Origin of the sequence: Sphingomonas agri (assembly GCF_038148795.1) — a bacterium.
Classification (GTDB): domain Bacteria; phylum Pseudomonadota; class Alphaproteobacteria; order Sphingomonadales; family Sphingomonadaceae; genus Sphingomicrobium; species Sphingomicrobium agri.
The window spans coordinates 42,633-63,993 of sequence record NZ_JBAPEU010000002.1; the positions used below are offsets into that span (position 1 = coordinate 42,633).

General features: G+C 62.0%; 27 protein-coding genes. 20 read left to right on the top strand and 7 right to left on the bottom strand.

What is annotated here, in order from left to right; all coding sequences use genetic code 11:
• Positions 1-33: 33 nt before the first annotated feature.
• The 5 genes from V8192_RS06965 to V8192_RS06985 all read right to left on the bottom strand — a co-directional run bounded on the left by V8192_RS06965 (position 34) and on the right by V8192_RS06985 (position 1,895).
• Complete coding sequence (locus V8192_RS06965; RefSeq protein WP_341632358.1) at positions 34-252, bottom strand: DUF2842 domain-containing protein; 219 nt, start codon at positions 250-252, stop codon at positions 34-36.
• Positions 253-295: 43 nt separating this feature from the next.
• On the bottom strand, positions 296-445 hold the full coding sequence (locus tag V8192_RS06970; protein WP_341632359.1) for a hypothetical protein: 150 nt from the start codon (positions 443-445) through the stop codon (positions 296-298).
• A 148-nt stretch (positions 446-593) separates the two neighbouring features.
• Positions 594-1,172: a 5-formyltetrahydrofolate cyclo-ligase gene (locus tag V8192_RS06975; RefSeq protein WP_341632360.1), complete on the bottom strand. Its 579-nt coding sequence runs from the start codon at positions 1,170-1,172 to the stop codon at positions 594-596.
• Positions 1,173-1,383: 211 nt separating this feature from the next.
• Complete coding sequence (locus V8192_RS06980; RefSeq protein WP_341632361.1) at positions 1,384-1,722, bottom strand: cell division protein ZapA; 339 nt, start codon at positions 1,720-1,722, stop codon at positions 1,384-1,386.
• Positions 1,722-1,895 carry a hypothetical protein gene (locus V8192_RS06985; protein WP_341632362.1) on the bottom strand — a complete coding sequence of 58 codons (174 nt, stop codon included), beginning with the start codon at positions 1,893-1,895 and terminating at the stop codon, positions 1,722-1,724. Before V8192_RS06985 ends, V8192_RS06980 begins: the two co-directional genes overlap by 1 nt.
• A gap of 120 nt (positions 1,896-2,015) precedes the next feature.
• On the opposite strand from V8192_RS06985, the gene tkt reads away from it, so the two are divergent.
• From tkt to thiE, 5 genes are all read left to right on the top strand, one after another.
• Positions 2,016-4,004, top strand: coding sequence for a transketolase (gene tkt / locus V8192_RS06990; protein WP_341632363.1), 1,989 nt, complete (start codon positions 2,016-2,018; stop codon positions 4,002-4,004).
• A complete protein-coding gene (gene gap / locus V8192_RS06995; RefSeq protein WP_341632364.1) occupies positions 4,001-5,008 on the top strand; it encodes a type I glyceraldehyde-3-phosphate dehydrogenase in 1,008 nt (335 codons plus the stop codon). Before tkt ends, gap begins: the two co-directional genes overlap by 4 nt.
• Before the next feature lie 111 nt (positions 5,009-5,119).
• The gene (locus V8192_RS07000) at positions 5,120-6,346 is read left to right on the top strand and encodes a phosphoglycerate kinase (RefSeq protein ID WP_341632365.1); all 1,227 of its coding nucleotides are present in this window, start codon (positions 5,120-5,122) and stop codon (positions 6,344-6,346) included.
• Positions 6,333-7,232 carry a fructose bisphosphate aldolase gene (locus V8192_RS07005; RefSeq protein WP_341632366.1) on the top strand — a complete coding sequence of 300 codons (900 nt, stop codon included), beginning with the start codon at positions 6,333-6,335 and terminating at the stop codon, positions 7,230-7,232. The genes V8192_RS07000 and V8192_RS07005 overlap by 14 nt, the downstream gene beginning before the upstream one ends.
• Before the next feature lie 2 nt (positions 7,233-7,234).
• On the top strand, positions 7,235-7,897 hold the full coding sequence (gene thiE, locus V8192_RS07010; RefSeq protein ID WP_341632367.1) for a thiamine phosphate synthase: 663 nt from the start codon (positions 7,235-7,237) through the stop codon (positions 7,895-7,897).
• Here the strand turns inward: thiE and V8192_RS07015 are convergent.
• Together V8192_RS07015 and V8192_RS07020 are read right to left on the bottom strand one after the other, a co-directional pair.
• Positions 7,894-8,604: a prolyl hydroxylase family protein gene (locus V8192_RS07015; protein ID WP_341632368.1), complete on the bottom strand. Its 711-nt coding sequence runs from the start codon at positions 8,602-8,604 to the stop codon at positions 7,894-7,896. The genes thiE and V8192_RS07015 overlap by 4 nt on opposite strands.
• Positions 8,605-8,641: 37 nt before the next feature.
• Positions 8,642-9,391, bottom strand: coding sequence for a DUF72 domain-containing protein (locus V8192_RS07020; protein ID WP_341632369.1), 750 nt, complete (start codon positions 9,389-9,391; stop codon positions 8,642-8,644).
• A 42-nt stretch (positions 9,392-9,433) separates the two neighbouring features.
• Between V8192_RS07020 and V8192_RS07025 the strand changes: the two genes are divergently transcribed.
• The 15 genes from V8192_RS07025 (at position 9,434) to nuoI (ending at position 21,352) form a co-directional block, all read left to right on the top strand.
• Positions 9,434-10,054: a M23 family metallopeptidase gene (locus V8192_RS07025; RefSeq protein WP_341632370.1), complete on the top strand. Its 621-nt coding sequence runs from the start codon at positions 9,434-9,436 to the stop codon at positions 10,052-10,054.
• 74 nt (positions 10,055-10,128) lie between these two features.
• Positions 10,129-10,692, top strand: a complete 564-nt coding sequence (gene efp, locus V8192_RS07030) for an elongation factor P (RefSeq protein WP_341632371.1) — start codon at positions 10,129-10,131, stop codon at positions 10,690-10,692.
• Between the two features lie 11 nt (positions 10,693-10,703).
• Positions 10,704-11,516, top strand: coding sequence for an inositol monophosphatase family protein (locus V8192_RS07035; RefSeq protein WP_341632372.1), 813 nt, complete (start codon positions 10,704-10,706; stop codon positions 11,514-11,516).
• Between the two features lie 72 nt (positions 11,517-11,588).
• A complete protein-coding gene (gene ndhC, locus V8192_RS07040) occupies positions 11,589-11,966 on the top strand; it encodes an NADH-quinone oxidoreductase subunit A (RefSeq protein WP_341632373.1) in 378 nt (125 codons plus the stop codon).
• 23 nt (positions 11,967-11,989) lie between these two features.
• The gene (locus V8192_RS07045; protein WP_373276347.1) at positions 11,990-12,538 is read left to right on the top strand and encodes a NuoB/complex I 20 kDa subunit family protein; all 549 of its coding nucleotides are present in this window, start codon (positions 11,990-11,992) and stop codon (positions 12,536-12,538) included.
• On the top strand, positions 12,538-13,425 hold the full coding sequence (locus V8192_RS07050; RefSeq protein ID WP_341632374.1) for an NADH-quinone oxidoreductase subunit C: 888 nt from the start codon (positions 12,538-12,540) through the stop codon (positions 13,423-13,425). The genes V8192_RS07045 and V8192_RS07050 overlap by 1 nt, the downstream gene beginning before the upstream one ends.
• Complete coding sequence (locus V8192_RS07055) at positions 13,422-14,705, top strand: NADH-quinone oxidoreductase subunit D (RefSeq protein ID WP_341632375.1); 1,284 nt, start codon at positions 13,422-13,424, stop codon at positions 14,703-14,705. The genes V8192_RS07050 and V8192_RS07055 overlap by 4 nt, the downstream gene beginning before the upstream one ends.
• A complete protein-coding gene (locus V8192_RS07060; protein WP_341632376.1) occupies positions 14,705-15,406 on the top strand; it encodes a complex I 24 kDa subunit family protein in 702 nt (233 codons plus the stop codon). Before V8192_RS07055 ends, V8192_RS07060 begins: the two co-directional genes overlap by 1 nt.
• Entirely contained in the window at positions 15,403-15,549 is a 147-nt protein-coding gene (locus V8192_RS07065; RefSeq protein ID WP_341632377.1) for a hypothetical protein, read from the top strand. The genes V8192_RS07060 and V8192_RS07065 overlap by 4 nt, the downstream gene beginning before the upstream one ends.
• Positions 15,546-15,689: a hypothetical protein gene (locus V8192_RS07070; protein ID WP_341632378.1), complete on the top strand. Its 144-nt coding sequence runs from the start codon at positions 15,546-15,548 to the stop codon at positions 15,687-15,689. Before V8192_RS07065 ends, V8192_RS07070 begins: the two co-directional genes overlap by 4 nt.
• The gene (nuoF, locus tag V8192_RS07075; RefSeq protein ID WP_341632379.1) at positions 15,689-17,014 is read left to right on the top strand and encodes an NADH-quinone oxidoreductase subunit NuoF; all 1,326 of its coding nucleotides are present in this window, start codon (positions 15,689-15,691) and stop codon (positions 17,012-17,014) included. The genes V8192_RS07070 and nuoF overlap by 1 nt, the downstream gene beginning before the upstream one ends.
• Positions 17,011-17,799, top strand: coding sequence for a hypothetical protein (locus V8192_RS07080; RefSeq protein WP_341632380.1), 789 nt, complete (start codon positions 17,011-17,013; stop codon positions 17,797-17,799). Before nuoF ends, V8192_RS07080 begins: the two co-directional genes overlap by 4 nt.
• Positions 17,800-19,809: an NADH-quinone oxidoreductase subunit NuoG gene (gene nuoG, locus V8192_RS07085; protein ID WP_341632381.1), complete on the top strand. Its 2,010-nt coding sequence runs from the start codon at positions 17,800-17,802 to the stop codon at positions 19,807-19,809.
• Positions 19,806-20,876, top strand: a complete 1,071-nt coding sequence (nuoH, locus tag V8192_RS07090) for an NADH-quinone oxidoreductase subunit NuoH (protein ID WP_341632382.1) — start codon at positions 19,806-19,808, stop codon at positions 20,874-20,876. Before nuoG ends, nuoH begins: the two co-directional genes overlap by 4 nt.
• The gene (gene nuoI, locus V8192_RS07095; protein WP_341632383.1) at positions 20,873-21,352 is read left to right on the top strand and encodes an NADH-quinone oxidoreductase subunit NuoI; all 480 of its coding nucleotides are present in this window, start codon (positions 20,873-20,875) and stop codon (positions 21,350-21,352) included. Before nuoH ends, nuoI begins: the two co-directional genes overlap by 4 nt.
• Positions 21,353-21,361: the final 9 nt, after the last annotated feature.

Genomic DNA, 21,361 nt, shown 5'->3' on the forward strand with positions numbered 1-21,361 from the left:
ATAGCCAGCTAATACAGTAAATTCAACGTCGCCTCAGCGAATGGTCCTGGCCGATCCCGTCTCGATCCATCGAACCAGCGGCTTCAGCGGGACGATCCAGATTATTCCCATGACGAGATAGAAAGCCGCCTGAAGAAGCATAGGCCAAGCGCCGACAATCCGCGCCATGCTTGCGACGAACGCCGCCCAGACGACGATCAGCAGCAGGATCAGCCCGATCCCGACAAGTTTCCGAGGCGAGGGTTCAGCCATGGGGCCGAGATAGCAGTACTCCGATCAGGAGTCTTCCAGGTCCTTATTCGCAGACGGTCGGGGAAGAGGGGCCCTGCGCCGCCGCGTAGCAATTCCCCGCTGCAGCGTCGGCGCGGTTTTCCTTCCTCATGCCTACAAACAGTAGGACGCTGAGGCCGATGACCACCAGAACCGCGATCGCCTTGAAATACATGGCGCACCCCTGTGCGACTCTAAAAAACCAGTCGCGCCTTGCCACGTTAACACTCAAGATACGGTAAAAGAAGGAGAGTTTGGTCCTAAGAAAAAAGGATCAGGGGTTCGTCACCGATTTTCAACTGCGGCTTTTGCCACAGCAGCACTCACCTTGGATGCTTGAACAATTCAAGGCCGTCGGGGGACACGAACGCGTCCAGCGGGACGTCCCATTCGTCTGCGGGAATCTCTTCGCTGAGCCTCTGCATGGACCAGCCGACCCCGATCAGGCGCGCGCCATTCTTCTTGAGGCCGGTAAGAGCCCGGTCATAATGGCCTTTGCCGCGCCCGACGCGGGTGCCATGCCCGTCAATCGCGATCAGTGGAACGAGAACGAGGTCAGGCTGAACCACCGGATGGCGCCGGGCTGGCTGCATGATCCCGAAGGGGCCGGGCTCCAGCGGGTCGCCCGCGAGAAAGCGGAATGGCTTGGCGGGATTTCCGAAGCATGGATAGGCGACGATCGCGCCGACTGCGCGGGCCTCCTCGGTCGCTGGCAGCGGGCTGATCTCTGATCCCAGCGGGCAATAGCCACCGACCACTGCAACTCCTGCAAACAGTGAGGTTAGATGTTCGGCGAGGCGATGCTCGAGCAGCGCCCGATCCGCATCGGAAAGGGTGCGCACGAATGCCTTGCGCGCCTCGAGCGCTGCCCGGCGAAGTGCTTCCTTGCCCAACGGTTCCATCTCAGGCCGCGGACCAGGCGAAAAAGGAGGTGACGGGACCACCATGGCCGTTTGCCCTAAAATCCTCTGACGCCAAAACGTCAGGTGGGCACCGTATGCTCCCGACCCAGAGGAAAACCTCGTGACCGGGGCAGGGACAGCTCCCTAGGATGTTCTATCGCCTCAGGGATTTTCCGAAGGCGCGCACCGGGTAGTGCCCGTCCCGGCTGATCTAGGAGTTCGCGGTTTCGTTCTCAAGCACGATCGCAAGTGATTCGAGTCGGTCCGCGAGCGATTCCGCCTGCAAGACGAGCTTGGGGTCCAGCGCCGGCGGCGGCGCCGGAGGCTCGGGAGCCACCGTCCCGGGGTTGTTTTCGATCAGCTGATCGGCAAGCAGGAGAGAGGCAAAGAGGAATTGCCGGGCTTCACTCAGTGTGCCGAGGCCCGCAACAGCCTCCCGGCTCTTGCCGTCGACGAGGCGAGCGGCGGCGCGCAGATTGTCTTCTTCGCCCTCTCGGCAGGCCACCTGGTAGGTGCGCCCGGCGATCGTCAGGTCAACCATTCGGGCCATCAGGCTGCCGCCTCTCGGATCAGTTCGTCGAGTTCCTCGACGACCTCGCGCACTCTTGCACGCAATTGCTCGTCGCGGTTCGCGGACGACTGCCGGCCCGCAAGCGCGCGCTCGATCCGCTGAAGCGCACGATCGGACCGTTCGAGTGCTGAAGAGAGCGCGCTTTCGTCCATCCACTCTCCGCTACGCAAGTTAGGAAAGTCGGGCAAGCATTGACGCTTCACGGCTCAGCTTCCTAAGGGCCCGCATCGGCCCGGCCATCCGGCAAGGGCCTTGCAGCATCGACGGGGATCATGCAGCCGACCGACCGCCGCCTAGCCAATGCTATTCGCGCTCTTGCAATGGATGCAGTGGAGGCTGCCAACAGCGGCCATCCGGGGATGCCGATGGGAATGGCGGACGCTGCAACCGCACTCTTCACGCGCCACCTTAAGTTTGACGCCGCCGATCCCCGCTGGCCGGACCGGGACCGGTTCATCCTTTCGGCGGGCCACGGCTCGATGCTCATCTATTCGCTGCTCTATCTCACGGGCTATTCGCGGCCGACGCTCGAGGACATCAAACACTTCCGGCAGCTTGGAAGCCCGACTGCAGGGCACCCGGAGAACTTCGAGCTTCCGGGCATAGAGGTGACGACCGGGCCTCTGGGTCAGGGCGTTGCAATGGCCGTTGGCATGGCAATTGCCGAGCGCCACCTCAATGCCTGCTTCGGGGACGACCTCGTCGACCATCGCACTTTCGTGATCGCCGGTGACGGCGACCTCATGGAAGGGATCAATCACGAGGCGATCGGCCTTGCCGGACATCTGAAGCTTGGCCGGCTCATCGTCCTTTGGGACGACAACAGCATCACCATCGACGGCTCGACCGAACTGTCGCGCAACGAGGACGTCCTCGAAAGGCACCGCGCTGCAAGATGGCATACCTGCGAATGCGACGGCCTCGACGCCAATGACGTCAGCCGCGCGATCGAAAAGGCGCTCGCGGACCCGCGGCCGAGCCTCATCCGGTGCAAGACCATCATCGGCTTTGGCGCACCCCACAAACAAGGTACCGCAGCGACTCACGGTGCTGCCCTCGGCAAGGACGAGGTTGAGGCCGCCCGCAGGGAACTCGGCCTTGTTGACGAGGCCTTCAGTGTTCCGGACGACGTGCTCACCGCCTGGCGTGCCGCGGGTAAACGGGGAGGGGTTGACCATGCCTTGTGGAAGGAGCGGCTCGACGCGAGCCCCCGCAAGGACGAGTTCCTCGCGAGGTACAACGGCAAGGTCAGCGATGCGTGGCTCCGGCCCTATCTCGACAAGCTGCTTACGGACCTGAAACCCGTTGCCACGCGCAAGGCCTCCGAAATGGCGCTCGAGGCGATCAATGCCGCCATTCCGGCAACGATCGGCGGTTCGGCCGATCTGACGGGGTCGAACAACACGAAAACGAAGAATCTGGAGCCGCTGACGCCAGAGAATTATGGCGGGCGGTACATCTACTACGGCATTCGTGAGTTCGGCATGGCTGCGGCGATGAACGGCATGGCGCTCCACGGCGGGGTTATCCCGTACGGCGGCACGTTCCTCGTGTTCACCGACTATGCGCGGCCGGCGATTCGGCTTTCGGCGCTGCAGGAAGCACGCGTCATTTACGTGATGACCCACGATTCCATCGGGCTTGGCGAGGATGGGCCAACGCACCAGCCGATCGAACATCTGCAAAGCCTCCGGGCGATGCCGCAGATCGACGTCTATCGGCCCGCCGACGCCGTGGAGACAGCCGAATGCTGGGCGCTCGCGCTGACGAGCGAGAAGCCGAGCATCCTCGCGCTGACGCGGCAAAACCTTTCCCCTCTTCGAACCGGAGCTGCGCCCGAGAACCTCAGTGCGCGCGGCGCCTATCGCCTGAAGGCCGCCAAGAATGCCCGCAAGGTGATCATTCTTGCGACCGGTTCCGAGGTCGAGATCGGTATCGCTGCCGCAGAGCGCCTTGAAGCGCAGGGCATCGGCACCGACATGGTCTCCATGCCCTGCACCGAACGCTTCGACGCGCAGCCCTGGGATTATCGCGACGATATCCTTCCGGATGTCAGCAATCGAGAGGTGCTCCGGGTTTCGATCGAGGCCGGCACGACCTTCGGCTGGGAACGCTATGTTGGCCTGCATGGGTTGAAGATCGGAATTGATCGGTTCGGTGTCTCGGCGCCGGCAAGCGATGCATACGATTATTTCGGTCTTACTCCCGAGAAGATCGCCACCCGCATCACGGACTTCATGAAACAGCGAGGAATTCAATGACCAAAGTCGCCATCAACGGATTTGGGCGGATCGGCCGGCTCGTCGCGCGGGCCATCCTCGAGCGTCCCGACTGCGGCCTCGACCTCGTGAGCGTGAACGACCTTGCGGACGCCAAGGCCAACGCCTGGCTGTTCAAGCATGATAGCGTGCACGGGAAGTTTCCGGGCGAGGTGGCTGCCGAGGGCAATGATATCGTCGTCAACGGCAAGCGCATCCACGTCACAGCCGAGAAGGATCCTGCAAGATTGCCGCACCGGGAGCAGGGCGTTGAACTCGTGCTTGAGTGCACCGGCTTCTTCACGGACCGTGAAAGCGCGCAAAAGCATATCGACGCAGGAGCAAAGCGCGTGCTCATTTCGGCGCCCGCCAAAGGCGTCGACCTCACTGTCGTTTATGGCGTCAACGACGACAAGCTGAAACCCGAACACACCATCGTCTCGAATGCATCCTGCACGACCAACTGCCTTGCGCCGGTCGCCAAGGTCCTGAACGACGCCCTGGGCATCGAACGGGGGTTGATGACGACCGTACACGCCTACACCAACGACCAGAAGATCCTCGACCAGATCCATAAGGATCTGCGCCGCGCGCGGGCCGCCGCGATGTCGATGATCCCGACGACCACGGGTGCGGCCCGGGCGGTGGGCGAAGTGCTGCCAGAACTCAAGGGCAAGCTCGACGGGTCGGCCATTCGCGTTCCCGTCCCTGACGTCAGCCTCGTCGACCTCACGTTCACACCCAAGCGCGACACGACGCGTGACGAGGTCAATCAGATTCTGAAGGACGCGTCGCGAACCGATCGCCTCAAGGGGATTCTCGACTACACCGATGAACCGGTCGTCTCGATCGATCTCATGCACACGCCCGCAAGCTCAACGATCGACAGCCTCGAGACGGCAGTCCTCGAGGGCAAGCTGGTGCGTGTCGTTAGTTGGTACGACAATGAATGGGGCTTCTCCAATCGGATGGTCGATACCGGCTGCGCAATGGCGAAGCTTGGTTGAAGGAAGCGACGTTCGTGCCCGGTAAACCTTGCAAGACCGGCCTTTTGACCTTCGTCGCAGGATCTGCACCAACCTTGGAATGCTCAGCAGGAATAGCGGGGTCTAAAGCGAGTGCGTAGGTTCAAGACGCTTGATGACCTCCCCTCGGACCTTGCCGGCAAGAAGGTCCTGGTCCGCGTTGATCTCAACGTACCCATGGACGGGGCGAAAGTCACCGACGACACCAGGCTGCGAGCCATGTTGCCGACCATTCTTGAGCTGAGCGACCGGGGGGCGGTGGTTCTGCTGCTATCGCATTTCGGGCGCCCCAAGGGTGAGAAACGACCCGATATGTCTACCGCGCAGCTCGTCCTTCCGGTGCACAGGCTTACCGGCCGATCGGTACGATTCGTCGAGGATTGCCAGGGACCCGAGGCGCAGCGGGCCATTGCGACGATGCTTGAGGGCAACATCGGCGTGCTTGAAAATACCCGTTTCCACCAAGGCGAGGAAAAGAACGACCCCGACCTTGCCAGGGCAATGGCGGCTCTTGGCGACTATTATGTCGACGATGCCTTCTCAGCGGCGCACCGCGCGCACGCTTCGACGGAGGGTATCACTCACTATCTTCCAAGCTTTGCCGGGCGCGCAATGGAGGCCGAGCTCAATGCGCTTGAGCGCGCTCTTGGCAATCCAGAACGGCCGGTTGCAGCAGTGGTCGGAGGAGCCAAGGTCTCGACCAAGCTCGCCGTACTTGGTCACCTGGTCGACAAGGTCGACCACCTCATCATCGGCGGCGGTATGGCCAATACATTCCTTGCAGCCCGCGGGATCGATGTCGGCAGGTCGCTATGCGAGCATGAGCTGACGGGAGAGGCGAATGCCATTTTCGATCGGGCGGAGGCGTCCGGCTGCACCATTCATCTTCCCTACGATGTCGTCGTGGCGAAGGAGTTTGCGGCGAACCCGGCGAGCATAAGAACCTGCAACGTGCACGAGGTCGCACCTGATGAAATGATCCTCGACATCGGCCCCGCCGCGGTCGAGGCGCTCGCCGACGTGCTCAAGACCTGCCGTACCCTCGTTTGGAACGGGCCGGTCGGCGCCTTCGAAACGCCGCCCTTCGACGCCGCCACGGTCGCACTTGCGAAAACTGCGGCGGCCTTGACGAAAGAAGGCTCGTTGACTTCGGTTGCAGGTGGCGGCGACACCGTCGCTGCCTTGAACCATGCCGGCGTTGCACGGGATTTCAGCTTCGTCTCGACCGCGGGCGGGGCATTTCTTGAATGGATGGAAGGGCGCCCGCTGCCGGGCGTGGTCGCCCTCGAACAGCAGGGGCACGAATATGAACCAGTCTGAGATGATCGCGAAGATCGAACTTGGTGACGGCTTTATCGCCGCGCTGGACCAGTCGGGCGGATCCACGCCCAAGGCGCTCAAGGGTTATGGTATCGATGAAGGCGCCTGGGGAAGCGACGAGGAGATGTTCGAGCTCATCCACCAGATGCGCTCGCGGATCATCACGTCGCCATGCTTCGGAAGCGGCAAGGTGATCGGCGCGATCCTCTTCGAGCGGACCATGGACGGGAAGGTGGCGGGCAAGCCGACGCCCCAGGCCCTCATCGACCAGGGCGTCGTGCCGTTCATCAAGATCGACAAGGGTCTCGAGGCGGAAGCGGACGGGGTCCAGCTGATGAAGCCCATGCCCGAGCTCGACTCATTGCTGAGGCGCGCAAAATCGCTCGGCATCTTCGGGACCAAAGAGCGCTCGGTGATCAATCTTGCAAATCGCAAGGGTATCGCTGCGGCCGTGAGACAGCAGTTCGACGTCGCGCGTCAGGTTCTGGGAGAGGGCCTCGTCCCGATCATCGAGCCCGAGGTGAACATCAAGAGCCCGGAGCGGCAGGCTGCCGACTCCATCCTGCTCGAGGAAATTCTTCAAAATCTCGATGCGATTGCAGACGCTGAGCGGGTCATGCTGAAGCTCTCGATCCCGGCACAGGCCGGCCTGTTCCAGCCGCTCGTCACGCATCCGAAGGTGCTTCGTGTGGTCGCGCTCTCAGGCGGCTTCAGCCGCGAGGAAGCCTGCCGGGAGCTGAGCAAGAACCCGGGCATGATTGCAAGCTTCAGCCGGGCCCTTCTTTCGGATCTGCGTCACCAGCAGAGCGACGAGGAGTTCAACAGCACGCTCGGCAGCGCCATCGACGAAATCTATGAAGCGTCCGTGTCAGAAATGCCGGCCTGACCTTGGACCCGGCCGAGTTTGATCCGATAGAGTTTCCGCCGGCGCCGCGCACCGAGGCCGCGAAGCTCTATCTCATCAGCCCCCAGCAGGTGGACGGCATGTTCCCCGACCGTCTCAAGGCTGCGCTGGAGCCGGGTAGTGCAGCAGCCTTCCAGCTGCGGGTGAAAGGCGTCGGAGATCATGAACTGGCCCGGCTCGCCGAACCGTTGCAGCGCGTCTGTGCGGACGCTGGAGTAGCGTTCATCGTCAACGACAGCATGGCGCTTGCAAAGCGGCTTGGGGCTGACGGGGTGCATCTTGGCCAGGGCGACGGCGACATCGCGGAAGCCCGCGCGCTCCTTGGACCCTCGGCACAGATCGGCAAGACGTGTCACGACAGTCGCCACCTCGCCATGGAGGCCGGTGAAGCGGGCGCAGACTATGTCGCTTTCGGCGCCTTTTATCCCACCTCGACCAAGCCGTCTAAATATCGGCCGGAGCCCTCGATCCTTTCCTGGTGGTCGACCCTGTTTGAAATTCCCTGCGTCGCCATCGGCGGGATCACTCCCGACAATGCGCTGCCGCTCGTCAAAGCCGGCGCCGACTTCCTTGCCGTCTGCCAAGCGGTTTGGGGAAAGGAAGACCCTGCTGATGCGGTTCGGGCCTTTGGAGAGTTTCTCGCCTAAATGAAATGCCGTTCGCGGTACCATTTGGTGACGATGTACTTGGTTCCGCTTTCGACCGGCATGCCTTCGTGGAGCGTCCAGGGATTGGGACTGCCGTCGAGCGCCATGTTGTTCCAGATGAGGATGCGGCCGAGTTTCGGCTCGACCTCGAAATCGAGCAGCTTGAAGCGTGTCGCGCCGCCCGCGCCAGGCTCATTGAGATAGATCATTGCGGTCCAGGTGCGCTGGCCGCCGTGAGGTTCATATTCAGCCCAATAGGGCTGATCGATGTAGAAGAAGTCGGCGTGTTCGCGGAAGCGCTGCCCTTCCTGGTACCGCTGGCCCTGAAGCGGTTCGCCGTTCGCGCCGTCCATGCCGAGGAAGCTTGAAATCCGCATCTCTACGCCCGCGACTAGCGGATCGTGAACGTTGAGGTTGCAGCTGTAGCTCGTGCGGACGCCTTCGTGCTTTTCCTTGTCGTAGAGGGGGGAAGGGTAACTACCCTCGTCGATCTTCGTGCACATTCCCCTGCAGGCATCGCCGGTCAGAAACTGATCGCAAACATAGAGCTGTATGGGCTGTTTGGCACTGGAGCAGAGCTTCCAGAGCCTCGGCGTTGCATCGAGATTGTCCGCAATTCGTCGGCCGATCCCGGCACGCAGATCCGACCGCTGCTGCGCAAAAGGGGTGGGCCCCTCGTAATAGGGCGGCGGCTCGAGGTCTGCCATCGCCCCCCAATCTGCTTGATATTGCCCGAATTGCCAATCAGCGCCGCATCTGCCCGACCATCGACTTCAAGGTCCGGGCATCCTCGATGGCGTGACCGTGGATGTCATTGTTGAAATAGCACCACACACTTCGTCCCTGCCGCTCCTGGCCAAGGCACCAGTCCGCCCATTCCAGAAGTGCTTGCTCGGAGTAACGACCCCAATATTTCCCGGCCGCCCCGTGAAAGCGAACATAGGCCGTCCTCCCGCTTGCCCAGCGAGGCGAAATCACGCCCATGAGGTCGTGCGCGACGAAGCCGATTCCGTGCCTGTCGAGCACGGAGACGACCTCGGGATCGTACCAGCTCTTGTGCCGGAACTCGACCACCTGCTCGAGGTCCCTGGGCAGTTGGGAGACGAAGGTTTCAAGGCGCTCGCTGTTCTTATGAAGACTAGGAGGCAGCTGGTAGAGAAGAGGGCCGAGCTTTTCTCCCAGCGGCCGTGCAAGCGCGATGAAGCGATCCACCTCGGCCCTGCAGTCGAGAAGCTTCTTCATGTGTGTGATAAAACGATTGACCTTCACTGCGTACCGGAAGCCCAGAGGGGCCTTGTCTCTCCACGCTTCGAACGTCGACGCGAGGGGCAGGCGGTAGAAACTCGCGTTGATTTCGACCGTGTCGAAATCCTCTGCATAACGCTCGAACCAGCGCTTTTGAGGCAGTCCTTCGGGATATAACAGCCCGCGCCAGTGCTTGTAGACCCAGCCCGAACAGCCGACGTGAATTTTGGAAACAGTTGATACTTCCATCGTTGCAACTCAACAGCGGTATTGGCGGAGAGTTGCGAACCCATGCTCAGAGTCATCGGCACGGCACTTCTTACAGCTATCGTGACGAGCATTTTCTGGATCTGGTTCTACGGGGTCGTGCCGCAGCCCGCGCCGCAGGTGGCGCGAAGCGGCCCGGTCGTGACCATCAAGCCACAAAATGCGCCGCCGGTCGTCGTTGCAGAGCAGGTGAGTGTCGCGCCCTCAGGCCTGGCCCTGCCGGTCGTGGGGGTAAGGGCCGACCAGCTCACCGATACGTTTGACGCTGCCCGCGCAGCAGGGCGCCGTCATGATGCGATCGACATCATGGCTGCTGAAGGGACACCGGTGATAGCGGCTGCCGACGGGACCATCGAGAAACTGTTCAATAGCGTGCGCGGAGGAATGACCATCTACGAGCGCTCGCCCGACCAGAAGTGGGAATTCTATTATGCCCACCTGTCCAGCTACGCACCGGGATTGCACGAAGGCCAGCAGGTAAAGCGCGGCCAGGTGATCGCGCGGGTGGGGCACACCGGCGATGCGAGCGCGGCGGGTCCGCACCTTCACTTCGCAATCAACACGATGGGACCGAACGAGCGCTGGTGGAACGGTATGCCGATCAATCCATACCCCCTTCTTGCCGGCAAAAAGGGCAACGGCTAGAGGCGCGGATCATCTGCCGGCCAAGGGTCCGGTGGTGCGGCTCTTTCCATCCAGTTCAACAGGCAAGGCGATCCATGAAGATCAGCGGCGTGGACATCCGTCCCGGCAACATCATCGAATACGAGGGCGGCATCTGGCGCGCCGTGAAGATCCAGCACACCCAGCCTGGCAAAGGCGGCGCCTACATGCAGGTCGAGATGAAGAATCTCGTCGACGGCCGCAAGACGAACGTCCGTTTCCGATCCGCCGAGACGGTAGAGCGGGTTCGCCTCGACACCAAGGACTATCAGTATCTCTATCATGACGGCGACATGCTCGTGTTCATGGACAAGGATAGCTACGAGCAGGTGTCGTTACCCGAGGATCTTCTCGGCGACGCAGCCGAATTCCTTCAGGACGGGATGGACGTGGTCATGGAGCTCTACAACGAGCGGCCGATCAGCGTTCAGCTCCCCGAGCAGGTCGAAGCGACGATCGTCGAGGCCGATGCAGTGGTGAAGGGGCAGACGGCGTCATCCAGCTACAAGCCTGCGGTGCTCGACAATGGCGTCCGGGTCATGGTCCCACCGCACATTACAAGCGGAACACGCATCGTCGTCGACGTTTACAATCGCGAATATGTTCGCCGGGCCGACTAGGCAGATCACCATTGGTTGCCCATTCAGGATTGATCACCGTCATGCAGCGCGCCGCCCGCAAGGCTGCGCCGCGCCTTCGCCGTGACTTCGGCGAAGTCGAGCAACTGCAGGTCAGCCGGAAGGGACCCGGCGATTTCGTCTCCCTGGCGGACAAGCAGGCAGAGCAGACCATCGTCGAGGAGTTGCGCAATGCGCGCCCTGACTGGGGCATGCTACTCGAGGAAGGCGGCGAAATTCCCGGTAATCCCGACAAGCCGCGATGGGTGGTCGATCCGCTCGACGGAACCACCAACTTCCTTCACGGCGTGCCCCATTTCTCCATCTCCATCGCTGTTGAAGAACGCAAGGCCAGCGGCGGAAGCGAAATCACCCAGGGCCTTGTCTACCAGCCCCTCACTGACGAGAGTTTCTGGGCTGAGAAAGGCAGGGGTGCATGGCTGCAGGACGCGCGCCTCCGCGTGTCTGCACGGCGCGACCTTTCAGAAACGCTGATTGGGACCGGCATTCCGTTTCTGGGACGCGGTGACATTCCCCAGTGGGCAAAGATCTATTCGGCGGTTGCGCCCCATGTCGCCGGCATTCGCCGCTTTGGATCCGCGGCACTCGACCTTGCCTGGGTGGCCGCCGGCCGGATGGATGGATTCTGGGAAGACGATCTTGATCTTTGGGATACGGCGGCAGGCGTGCTTCTGGTTCGCGAGGCAGGCGGCTTCGTCAGCGACTATCGCGGCTCGGACCAGATGTTCAAGCGCGGCGAATATGTCGCTGCGAACAGTGAAATCCATTCGCGGCTGCACAAGCTCATCGCCGGGGCGCTGAGATAGGCCGTCAAGTGGTTGCGAGCCTACGTTCCCTGTCCTAGAGAGCCGCCAAGTTTTCGTTCCTGGAGTGTCCCCTTGGCAAGCGTTGCCGCAGGCTACCTGCCGATCCTCTTGTTCCTGATCGTCGCATTGGGTTTGTCCACGGCGTTCGTCGTGCTCCCGATGATCGTCGCCCGTTTCACCGGTGCCCACAAGCCGGACCCGGCGAAGCTTAGTGAATATGAATGCGGTTTTCCCGCATTCGACGACGCACGCGCCGAGTTTGACGTTCGCTTCTACCTTGTCGCGATCCTTTTCATCGTCTTCGACCTTGAAGCGGCGTTCCTGTTTCCCTGGGCAGTCAGCCTCGACTTCACCAGGTGGACCGGCTGGACTGCGATGGTGATTTTCCTGATCGAGCTTGGTCTTGGCCTTGCCTACGCCTGGAAGAAGGGAGCGCTCGAATGGGAGTGATGCTCCGCGGTCCTGAAGACCGGATGCCCACCGAAGAGGAGCTGGCGCGAATTTCGGGCCTGGTTCCGGGCGAAGTCGATCAGAAGAAGCTTCTCGAGGTCCAGCAGTCGCTCAATGAGAAGGGCTTCATGGTCACGACCGCCGAGGACCTGTTCACCTGGGCCCGGACGGGCTCGCTGTGGTGGATGACCTTCGGTCTCGCCTGCTGCGCGGTCGAGATGATTCATGTGAACATGCCGCGCTATGACCTTGAAAGATTTGGCGCAGCGCCGCGCGCGTCCCCGCGTCAGTCGGACGTGATGATCGTCGCCGGGACCCTTTGCAACAAGATGGCTCCGGCGCTGAGGCGCGTGTACGATCAGATGAGCGAACCGCGCTACGTGATCTCGATGGGAAGCTGCGCCAATGGCGGCGGCTATTACCACTATAGCTATTCGGTAGTGCGTGGTTGCGACCGGATCGTTCCCGTCGACATCTACGTGCCCGGCTGTCCGCCGACGGCCGAGGCGCTGCTCTACGGAATCCTGCAGCTGCAGCGGAAGATTCGCCGCGAAGGGACGATTGAGCGCTGATGGCCGTAAAACTTGCTCCTCACGTGCCCAGGATGGCGCCCGACGACGGCGTCGTCGAGGCGGCCAAGAAGGTCCTAGGGAAGGCGCTCGTCGAGGCGCGCGAACTTGTCGGCGAAGTCACGCTCGTCGTGACCCGAGATTCCATCGTCGAAGTCTGCCGGCTCCTGCGCGACACGCCGGGTCTTGAGTATCAGCAGCTGATGGAAATCGCCGGCGTCGATTATCCCGAGCGCGCCGAACGGTTCGAGGTCGTCTACCACCTGCTGTCGCTCACCAAAAACCGGCGCATCCGGGTGAAGGTATCGGCGGATGAGGAGACGCCGGTGCCGAGCGTCACCGGGCTCTGGCCGGTCGCCGGATGGCTCGAGCGCGAGGTCTTTGACATGTACGGCGTCGCCTTCAGCGGCAACGCGGACCTTCGCCGGATACTCACCGACTACGGCTTTGAGGGATATCCCCAGCGCAAGGACTTCCCGCTGACGGGGCATGTCGAACTTCGTTACTCGGAAGCTGAAAAGCGCGTTGTATACGAACCGGTGGCGCTGCCGCAGGACTTCCGTACCTTTGACTTTCTGATGCCGTGGGAGGGCCCGGAATATCGTCTTCCGGGCGACGAGAAGGCAACCGGCGAAGCGCCGGGGGCGCCCTCGCCGGTGCCGGCTCCCGGCGGTACATCGACCCAGAGCGCGAAGACAGCGGCAGACGTCAAGAAGACCACGGACGGCCCTTCGGATACTGGCGCCGGCAAACCCGCCGACAAGGCCGCGACCCTGCAGGCCCGCAAGCCGCGCGCCAAGAAGGCGAAGGACGAGGTCAGCAAGCGAAACGGTGGCCCCGATCCCAAGCCAAGAGGTGCGGGACGGCGCAAGACCGGAGGCGCGTCATGACCGACACCCGGACCCAGCCGGCCAGCCGGATCGTGGAAGTCAACCTCGGCGCGTCGGGCGAGGGCATCGAACTTCGCGACGATCTTGGTCACGTACGCGACCCGGGCGACGAGAAGATCAGCAATTACACGATCAACTTTGGACCGCAGCATCCCGCTGCGCACGGCGTTCTTCGTCTCATCATGGAGCTCGACGGCGAGATCGTCGAGCGTGTCGACCCGCACATCGGTCTTCTGCATCGCGGCACCGAGAAGCTAATCGAGTACAAGACATACGCGCAGGCGCTGCCGTACTTCGACCGTCTCGATTATTGCTCCCCGATGTGCATGGAGCACAGCTTCGTGCTCGCTATCGAGAAGCTGATGGGGCTCGAGATTCCGCTTCGTGCCCAATTCATCCGGACCCTGATGGCGGAGCTGACGAGGATCTCCAACCATCTGCTTAATCTTGGCAGCCACATCATGGACGTGGGGGCAATGACCCCCAACCTGTGGCTGTTCGAAATGCGTGAGGACACGCTTCAATTCTACGAGCGGGCGTCGGGCGCGCGGATGCATGCCAACTACTTCCGCGCGGGCGGCGTTCGTTACGACTTGCCGGAAAAATTCCTGGTCGACTTGCAGGACTGGCTCGACAACCGGTTCCAGCTCTTCGAGGATTCGATTGCGCTCGTTGCCGACAACCGCATCTTCAAGCAGCGAAATGTCGACATCGGCATCGTTCACAAGGACGACGCCATCGCCTGGGGCTTCTCGGGGCCGATGATCCGGGCAGCAGGGATCCCTTGGGATATCCGGCGTGCCCAGCCGTACGAAGTCTATGACCGCATGGATTTCGAGATCCCGGTGGGTACGAACAGCGACTGCTATGACCGTTTCATGGTGCGCGTCGAGGAAGTGCGCCAGTCTGCGAAGATCATGCGCCAGTGCCTCGCGCAGATGCCCAAGGGCCCAGTCGGTTCGGCGGACAGGAAGGTTTTTCCGCCGTCGCGCTCGGAGATGAAGAGCTCGATGGAGGCGCTGATCCACCACTTCAAGCTGTACACGGAGGGATATCACGTCCCCGCCGGCGAAGTGTATGTTGCGACCGAAAGTCCCAAGGGGGAATTCGGCGTTTACCTGATCGCAGACGGGACCAACCGGCCGTACCGCTGCAAGATCCGCCCGACGATGATGAGTCATCTCCAGGCGATGGACATGATGATGAAGGGGCACATGCTCGCCGACACGACCGCTGTACTTTCGGCCATCGACCCAGTCTTCGGGGAGGTGGATCGCTGATGGCTGGGCAGGGTTCCTTTGTCGACGATGCACAGGAGCGTGCCCGCTGGGAGAGCTTCCAGTGGACCGCCGAGAATGCTCGCAAGGCGAGGGAGATCATCGCCCGCTATCCGGAAGGACGCCAGGTATCGGCAGTAATCCCGCTTCTAGATCTCGCCCAGCGGCAGGTCGGGGCCGAGACAGACACGCAAGGGTGGCTCCCAATCCCGGTAATGGAATTCATCGCCCGGGAACTCGACACCAGCTACATCCGCGTTCTTGAGGTCGCGACTTTCTACACCATGTTCAACCTGCAGCCGGTGGGCCGCTTCCACGTCCAGGTGTGCGGGACCACGCCCTGCATGCTTCGCGGCTCGGACGACCTGTTCAAGGCCTGCCGTTCGCGCGGGCTCGAGAAGGGGCATACGACGAAGGACGGCATTTTCACGCTGACCGAAGTCGAGTGCCTGGGTGCCTGCGCAAACGCGCCGATGGTTCAAATCAACGACGACAATTACGAGGACCTGACCGCAGACAGCATGGGCGCGATCCTCGATGCGCTGGCCTCCGGAAAGGCTCCCAAGGCAGGCCCCCAGGTCGACCGGCAGACAAGCTGCCCGATGGGCGGACCCACGACGCTCAAGAAGATGGCCGAGCGCAATTACGACTATCGCTCGCAATGGACTGCAATGGCGGGTCCGGCGAAGGAGGGGGCGCAGTGATCGGCGTGATCGTCGCCGTGATCCTCGGCATCCTTTTGATCGGGATCGTGCTCAAGATCCTCAAGATCGCAATCATCCTCGCGTTGTGCGTCGGGATCGTGATGCTGGCGCAGAACAAGCTTGGAGCGAAGCGGCTGAAATGACGGTCATCCTCGCCATCCTCGCTGCTGTCGTGCTGGCCTTTCTCGCCTTCAAGCTCGTGAGCGGAATGATCAAGTTTGGAGTGCTCGCAGTGATCGTGCTCGTGTGCATCTTCGTTGCCCACCAGGCGGGGGCTTTCTGATGGGCTATACCGGGCCGCTCGCCGACAAGGACCGCATTTTCACGAATGTCTACGGCTTCCAGGAGCCGTGGCTGAAGGCTGCCAAGCAGCGCGGCGACTGGGATGATACCAAGAACCTTATGTCGGTTGGCGAGGATGCCATCATCGACGTCATCAAGGCGTCGGGGCTCCGCGGCCGCGGCGGGGCGGGGTTTCCGACCGGCATGAAGTGGGGCTTCATGCCCAAGGAGCCCAAGCCCGGGAAACCCAATTTCCTGGTGATCAATGCCGACGAGTCCGAACCGGGGAGCTGCAAGGACCGGGAAATCATCCGCCACGACCCGCACAAGCTGATCGAAGGCGCGCTAGTTGCGGCTTTCGCGATGCGGGCGCGGGCAGCGTACATCTATATCCGGGGGGAATTCATTCAGGAAACCCGGGTCCTGGAGCGTGCTGTTGCCGAAGCGTATGAAGCCGGTCTCCTTGGCAGGAACGCTGCGGGTTCGGGCTATGACTTCGATCTGTTCGTCCATCGCGGCGCCGGCGCATACATTTGCGGCGAAGAAACCGCGATGCTCGAAAGCCTCGAGGGCAAGCAGGGAAAGCCCCGTCTCAAGCCTCCGTTTCCGGCGGGTGCGGGACTTTATGGCTGTCCGACGACAGTTAACAATGTCGAGAGCATCGCCGTCGTTCCGACCATCCTTCGCCGCGGTGCGGAATGGTTCGCGAGCATCGGAAATCCGAAAAATGAGGGCACCAAGCTCTTCCAGCTGTCCGGCCACGTCAACACGCCCTGCGTGGTCGAGGAATCGATGGGGATCAGCTTCCGCGAGTTGATCAGCCGCCATGGCGGCGGGATCCGAGGCGGAAAGAACGCTGATGATTTCAGCAATTTGTTGGCCGTCATTCCCGGCGGTTCTTCGGTCCCCCTGGTACCTGCGAGCGAGATTCTCGACGCGCCGATGGACTTCGATGGACTGAAGGCGCTCGGCAGTGGACTGGGGACCGCGGCCGTCATCGTGATGGACAAGTCGACCGACATCGTTCGGGCGATCAGCCGGATCAGCTATTTCTACAAGCACGAAAGCTGCGGCCAGTGCACTCCGTGCCGCGAGGGGGCGGGGTGGATGTGGCGCATGATGGAGCGGCTGCGTGAAGGCGATGCCGAAGTCGGCGATATCGACAAGCTAATCGACGTGACGAAGCAGGTCGAAGGCCACACCATCTGCGCGCTGGGCGATGCCGCCGCCTGGCCGATCCAGGGACTTGTGCGCCACTTTCGCCCCGAGCTCGAACGTCGGATCGCCGAGCGCGCGGGCCGGCAATTGTTGGAGGCGGCCGAATGAGACGGCCGGACATCTCGCACTTCCTCGCTGTACTGGAGGCAGCCTTATCAAAGCCCGTCCGGGTCAATACGCGGGGTTATGCTCCGCGATCGCGCCGCCGAGGCGCGCCTCGAAATGGCCCAAAGCTGATGGAGACTGCGGTGATCGTTCGACATGCATCTCTCGCGGCTGCAGTTGCAGCAGCAGCGTCCTTGGCTGCGCCTGCCTCGGCCGCCCCTGACAATCTGCATCGGTTTGTGTCCTGCCTTGCCGAGAGCCGTCCCGCGCAGGTTCGCCAGCTCCTCGGGGCAACTTCGGCTGCTTCGGCGAGCCTAAGCTACCACGCCCTTGCCGACGACAACCGCTGCTTCATGCGCGTTTACCCGAACGGCGAGTTTCGTCCGCAGGACGTTGCATTTTCGCAGGATCTCCTTCGTGGACGGCTCGCCGAGCAAGCGCTCCTTGCTCGCTCGGAGGCGGTTGGCCATCTCCAGCCCCTTCCGCTCCAGCAAAAGCGCTATCTTCGCAGCTGGTTCGTCACGACCGGGCGCAACCCGGCGGTCGACGAAATGGGTGCATGCATGGCCGATACCGACCCCGCTGCCATCGCGGCACTAATCAAGACCGATCCGGGAAGCAGCGACGAGGCGGTGACCTTCGGGACCATGTCCGCGAGCCTCACCAGATGCCTGTCCGCCGGAACGCGGCTTGACGCGGGTCGCCAGGCGCTTCGCGCCGCACTGGCGGACGCCCTCTATCAGCGTCTCAACAATCCCTCCTTGTCGCTTGCAGGAACGCCTCACTAAATGCCCAAGGTCACTGTCGACGGCGTTGAGCTGGAGGTCCCGCAGGGAGCGACCGTGCTGCAGGCATGCGAGCTTGCGGGCAAGGAAATCCCGCGCTTCTGCTACCACGAGCGGCTTTCGATCGCCGGCAATTGCCGCATGTGCCTAGTCGAAGTGGCGCCGGGGCCGCCCAAGCCTCAGGCGAGCTGCGCCCTTCCGGCCGCCGAAGGCCAGGCCATTCGCACCGACACGCCGATGGTGAAGAAGGCGCGTGAAGGGGTGATGGAGTTCCTGCTCATCAATCACCCGCTCGATTGCCCTATCTGCGACCAGGGCGGCGAGTGCGACCTCCAGGATCAGGCGATGGCCTACGGTCGCGGTTTCTCCCGTTTCGAGGAGAACAAGCGGGCGATCGACGACAAATATATGGGCCCGGTCATCAAGACAGCGATGACCCGCTGCATCCAGTGCACGCGCTGCGTTCGATTCTCCTCGGAAGTCGCCGGGGTCGACGAGATCGGAATGCTTTACCGGGGCGAAGACAGCCAGATCACTTCCTATCTCGAGCGGGCTGTCAGTGGTGAGCTTTCGGGAAATCTTGCGGACGTCTGTCCGGTGGGTGCGCTCCTCCAGAGGCCGCAGATCTTCGAGAGCCGTCCCTGGGAGCTTCGACGGGTCAATGGCATCGATGTCATGGATGCAGTCGGCTCGAACATCCGCATGGATGTCCGCCAACGACAGGTGATGCGCATCCTCCCGCGGATCAACGAGGACGTGAACGAGGAGTGGATCAGCGACAAGACGCGCCACCATGTGGACGCGCTGGTTCGCAACCGGCTCGACCGCCCCTGGATCCGGGAAAAGGGCAAGCTTCGGGAGGCGAACTGGAGCGACGCACTCCGGATCCTGGCGGACCGCCTGACGAAGGCCGGGGCGAGGGTTGCGGCCGTTGCCGGCGACCTTCTCGATGCTGAGACCATGTATGCGGCTCGAAAGCTGCTAGAAGGGCAGGGATCAAACCTGCTCGAAGGGCGCCAGACCGGTCTTGCCTATGACTGCACCAGCCTCTCGGCGGTCGCCTTCAATTCGACGATCGCAGGGATCGAGAGTGCCGATGCAGTCCTGCTCGCCGGTTCGAACATCCGGTGGGAAGCGCCGCTGATCGCGACCCGCATCCGCAAGATCGTGCGCAAGGGCGGGAAGATTTTTGCGATCGGCCCGAAGACGGACCTCGACATGAAGGTCGAGTGGCTTGGCGAGGATCTCAAGCTCCTTGGCAAGCTTCCCAAGGCAGTGAAGGACGCATTCGCCGCTGCAGAGCGTCCGGCGGTGATCGTCGGGCCCGGCGCGCTCGCCGCCGGGGGCCTCGGTGCGGCACTTGCGCTCGTCGAGCCGCTTGGTCTTGTCAAAGATGGCTGGAACGGTTTCAACGTCCTTCACATCTCTGCCTCGCGAATGGCTTCACTGATTCTGGGCTACGCTCAGGCAGGTGGCCTTGCGGACCTCGAAGCCGCCAAGCCCGAGCTCGTTCTGCTCCTCGGCGCGGACGAAATGCCGTCCGACCGGCTGAAGGGCGCCTACAAGGTCTATATCGGCCATCACGGCGACAAGGGCGCCAAGCAGGCCGACCTCATCCTTCCGGGCGCCGCTTATGCAGAGAAACACGGAACCTACGTCAACACCGAAGGGCGCGTGCAGTGGAGCGAGCGGGCGGTGTTTCCGCCGGGCGAGGCACGCGAGGACTGGTCGATTCTCCGTGCCGTCAGTGAAGTCGCCGGAAAGAAACTGCCGTTCGACAGCTACGACCAGCTGCGCGCGCAAATGATCAGCGAATATCCGCAGCTTGGCCGCGAGGGCCTGATCGACCTCCCGTGGGCGCCTCCCAAGCTTGCGGCCAAGGCCGAAGCGGAGATCCGGTACCCGATCGGTGATTTCTTCCTCACCAATGCGATCTGCCGCAATAGCCCGACGATGCAGCGCTGCTCGGAGGAGCTGATCCGGGGCGTTCAGTTCCAGGAGGCCGCGGAGTGACCGCAACCTTCGTTCGCTGGGGCTTTTCCTACGACTGGTCGTGGTTCCTGGCCACGATCATCGGCATTCTGGTCATCGCCTTGCCGCTTATGCTGGCGGTGGCGATGATCATCTATGCCGAGCGCAAGATCTGGGCTGCAGTCGCCCTTCGCCGAGGTCCCAACGTCGTTGGCCCATGGGGACTGCTTCAAAGCTTTGCCGACGGGCTGAAGGTCTTTCTCAAGGAAACCATCATCCCGACCAGCGCGAACAAGGGGCTGTTCCTGATCGCGCCGATTGTCACGTTCACGGTCGCGCTCATCGTGTGGGCGGTCGTGCCGTTCGCGCCCGGCGTCGTGCTCGCAAACGTCAATGTGGGGCTGCTCTATATTCTCGCCGCGAGTTCGCTCGGCGTCTACGGCGTCATCGTCGCAGGCTGGGCATCCAATTCGAAATACCCGTTCTTCTCGGCACTTCGCGCGGCGGCTCAGATGGTCAGTTATGAGGTCTCGATCGGCTTCGTACTCATATGCGTCGTGCTCTATGCCGGTACATTCAACCTCAGCGCCATCGTGCTCGAGCAGAAGGGGCACGGTCTGGGCATCGTCAACGCGTTCGGATTCAACCTTCTGCTGTTCCCGATGTGGGTGGTGTTCTTCATCAGCTCGATGGCCGAGACGTTCCGGACCCCCTTCGATCTGGTCGAAGCTGAGAGCGAGCTCGTCGCCGGTCACCAGACCGAATATTCCTCGATGAGCTTCGCCCTCTTCTGGCTGGGCGAATATGCCAATGTCATCCTGATGTGTGCACTTAATGCCATCCTTTTCTGGGGAGGATGGCTGCCGCCCGTAGATTGGAAGCCGCTCTACGGATTTCTCTTCACGCCCGAGCTGACCGGCTTGTTCTGGCTGTTCCTCAAGATGGGCTTTTTCTTTTTCTGCTTCGGCTGGGTGAAGGCGACGGTGCCCCGCTACCGCTACGACCAGCTGATGCGCCTTGGCTGGAAGATTTTTTTGCCGCTTAGCCTGGTTTTTGTCGTGCTCGTCTCTGGATGGCTGATGCTTACGCGCTATGGGGCGGGTGCATGATTCATTGGCTCAAATCGTTCATCCTCTGGGACATGATGCGCGGTCACGCGCTGACGCTGAAGTATTTCTTCAAGCCCAAGGCGACGATCAATTATCCCTACGAGAAGGCGCCGACCTCCCCGAGATTCCGCGGCGAGCATGCGCTGCGTCGTTATCCCAATGGCGAGGAGCGCTGCATCGCGTGCAAGCTGTGCGAGGCGATCTGCCCCGCGCTTGCAATCACCATCGAAGCAGAGCCGCGCGAAGACGGCAGCCGCCGAACGACGCGCTACGACATCGATATGGTGAAGTGCATCTATTGCGGACTTTGCCAGGAGGCATGTCCCGTCGATGCAATCGTTGAAGGGCCGAACCTCGAATTCGCGACGGAAACGCGCGAGGAGCTGCTTTACGACAAGGCAAAATTGCTCGCCAACGGCGACAAGTGGGAGCAGGCCATTGCCGCGAACCTTGCCGCCGATGCCCCCTACCGATAAGCGCGCCGC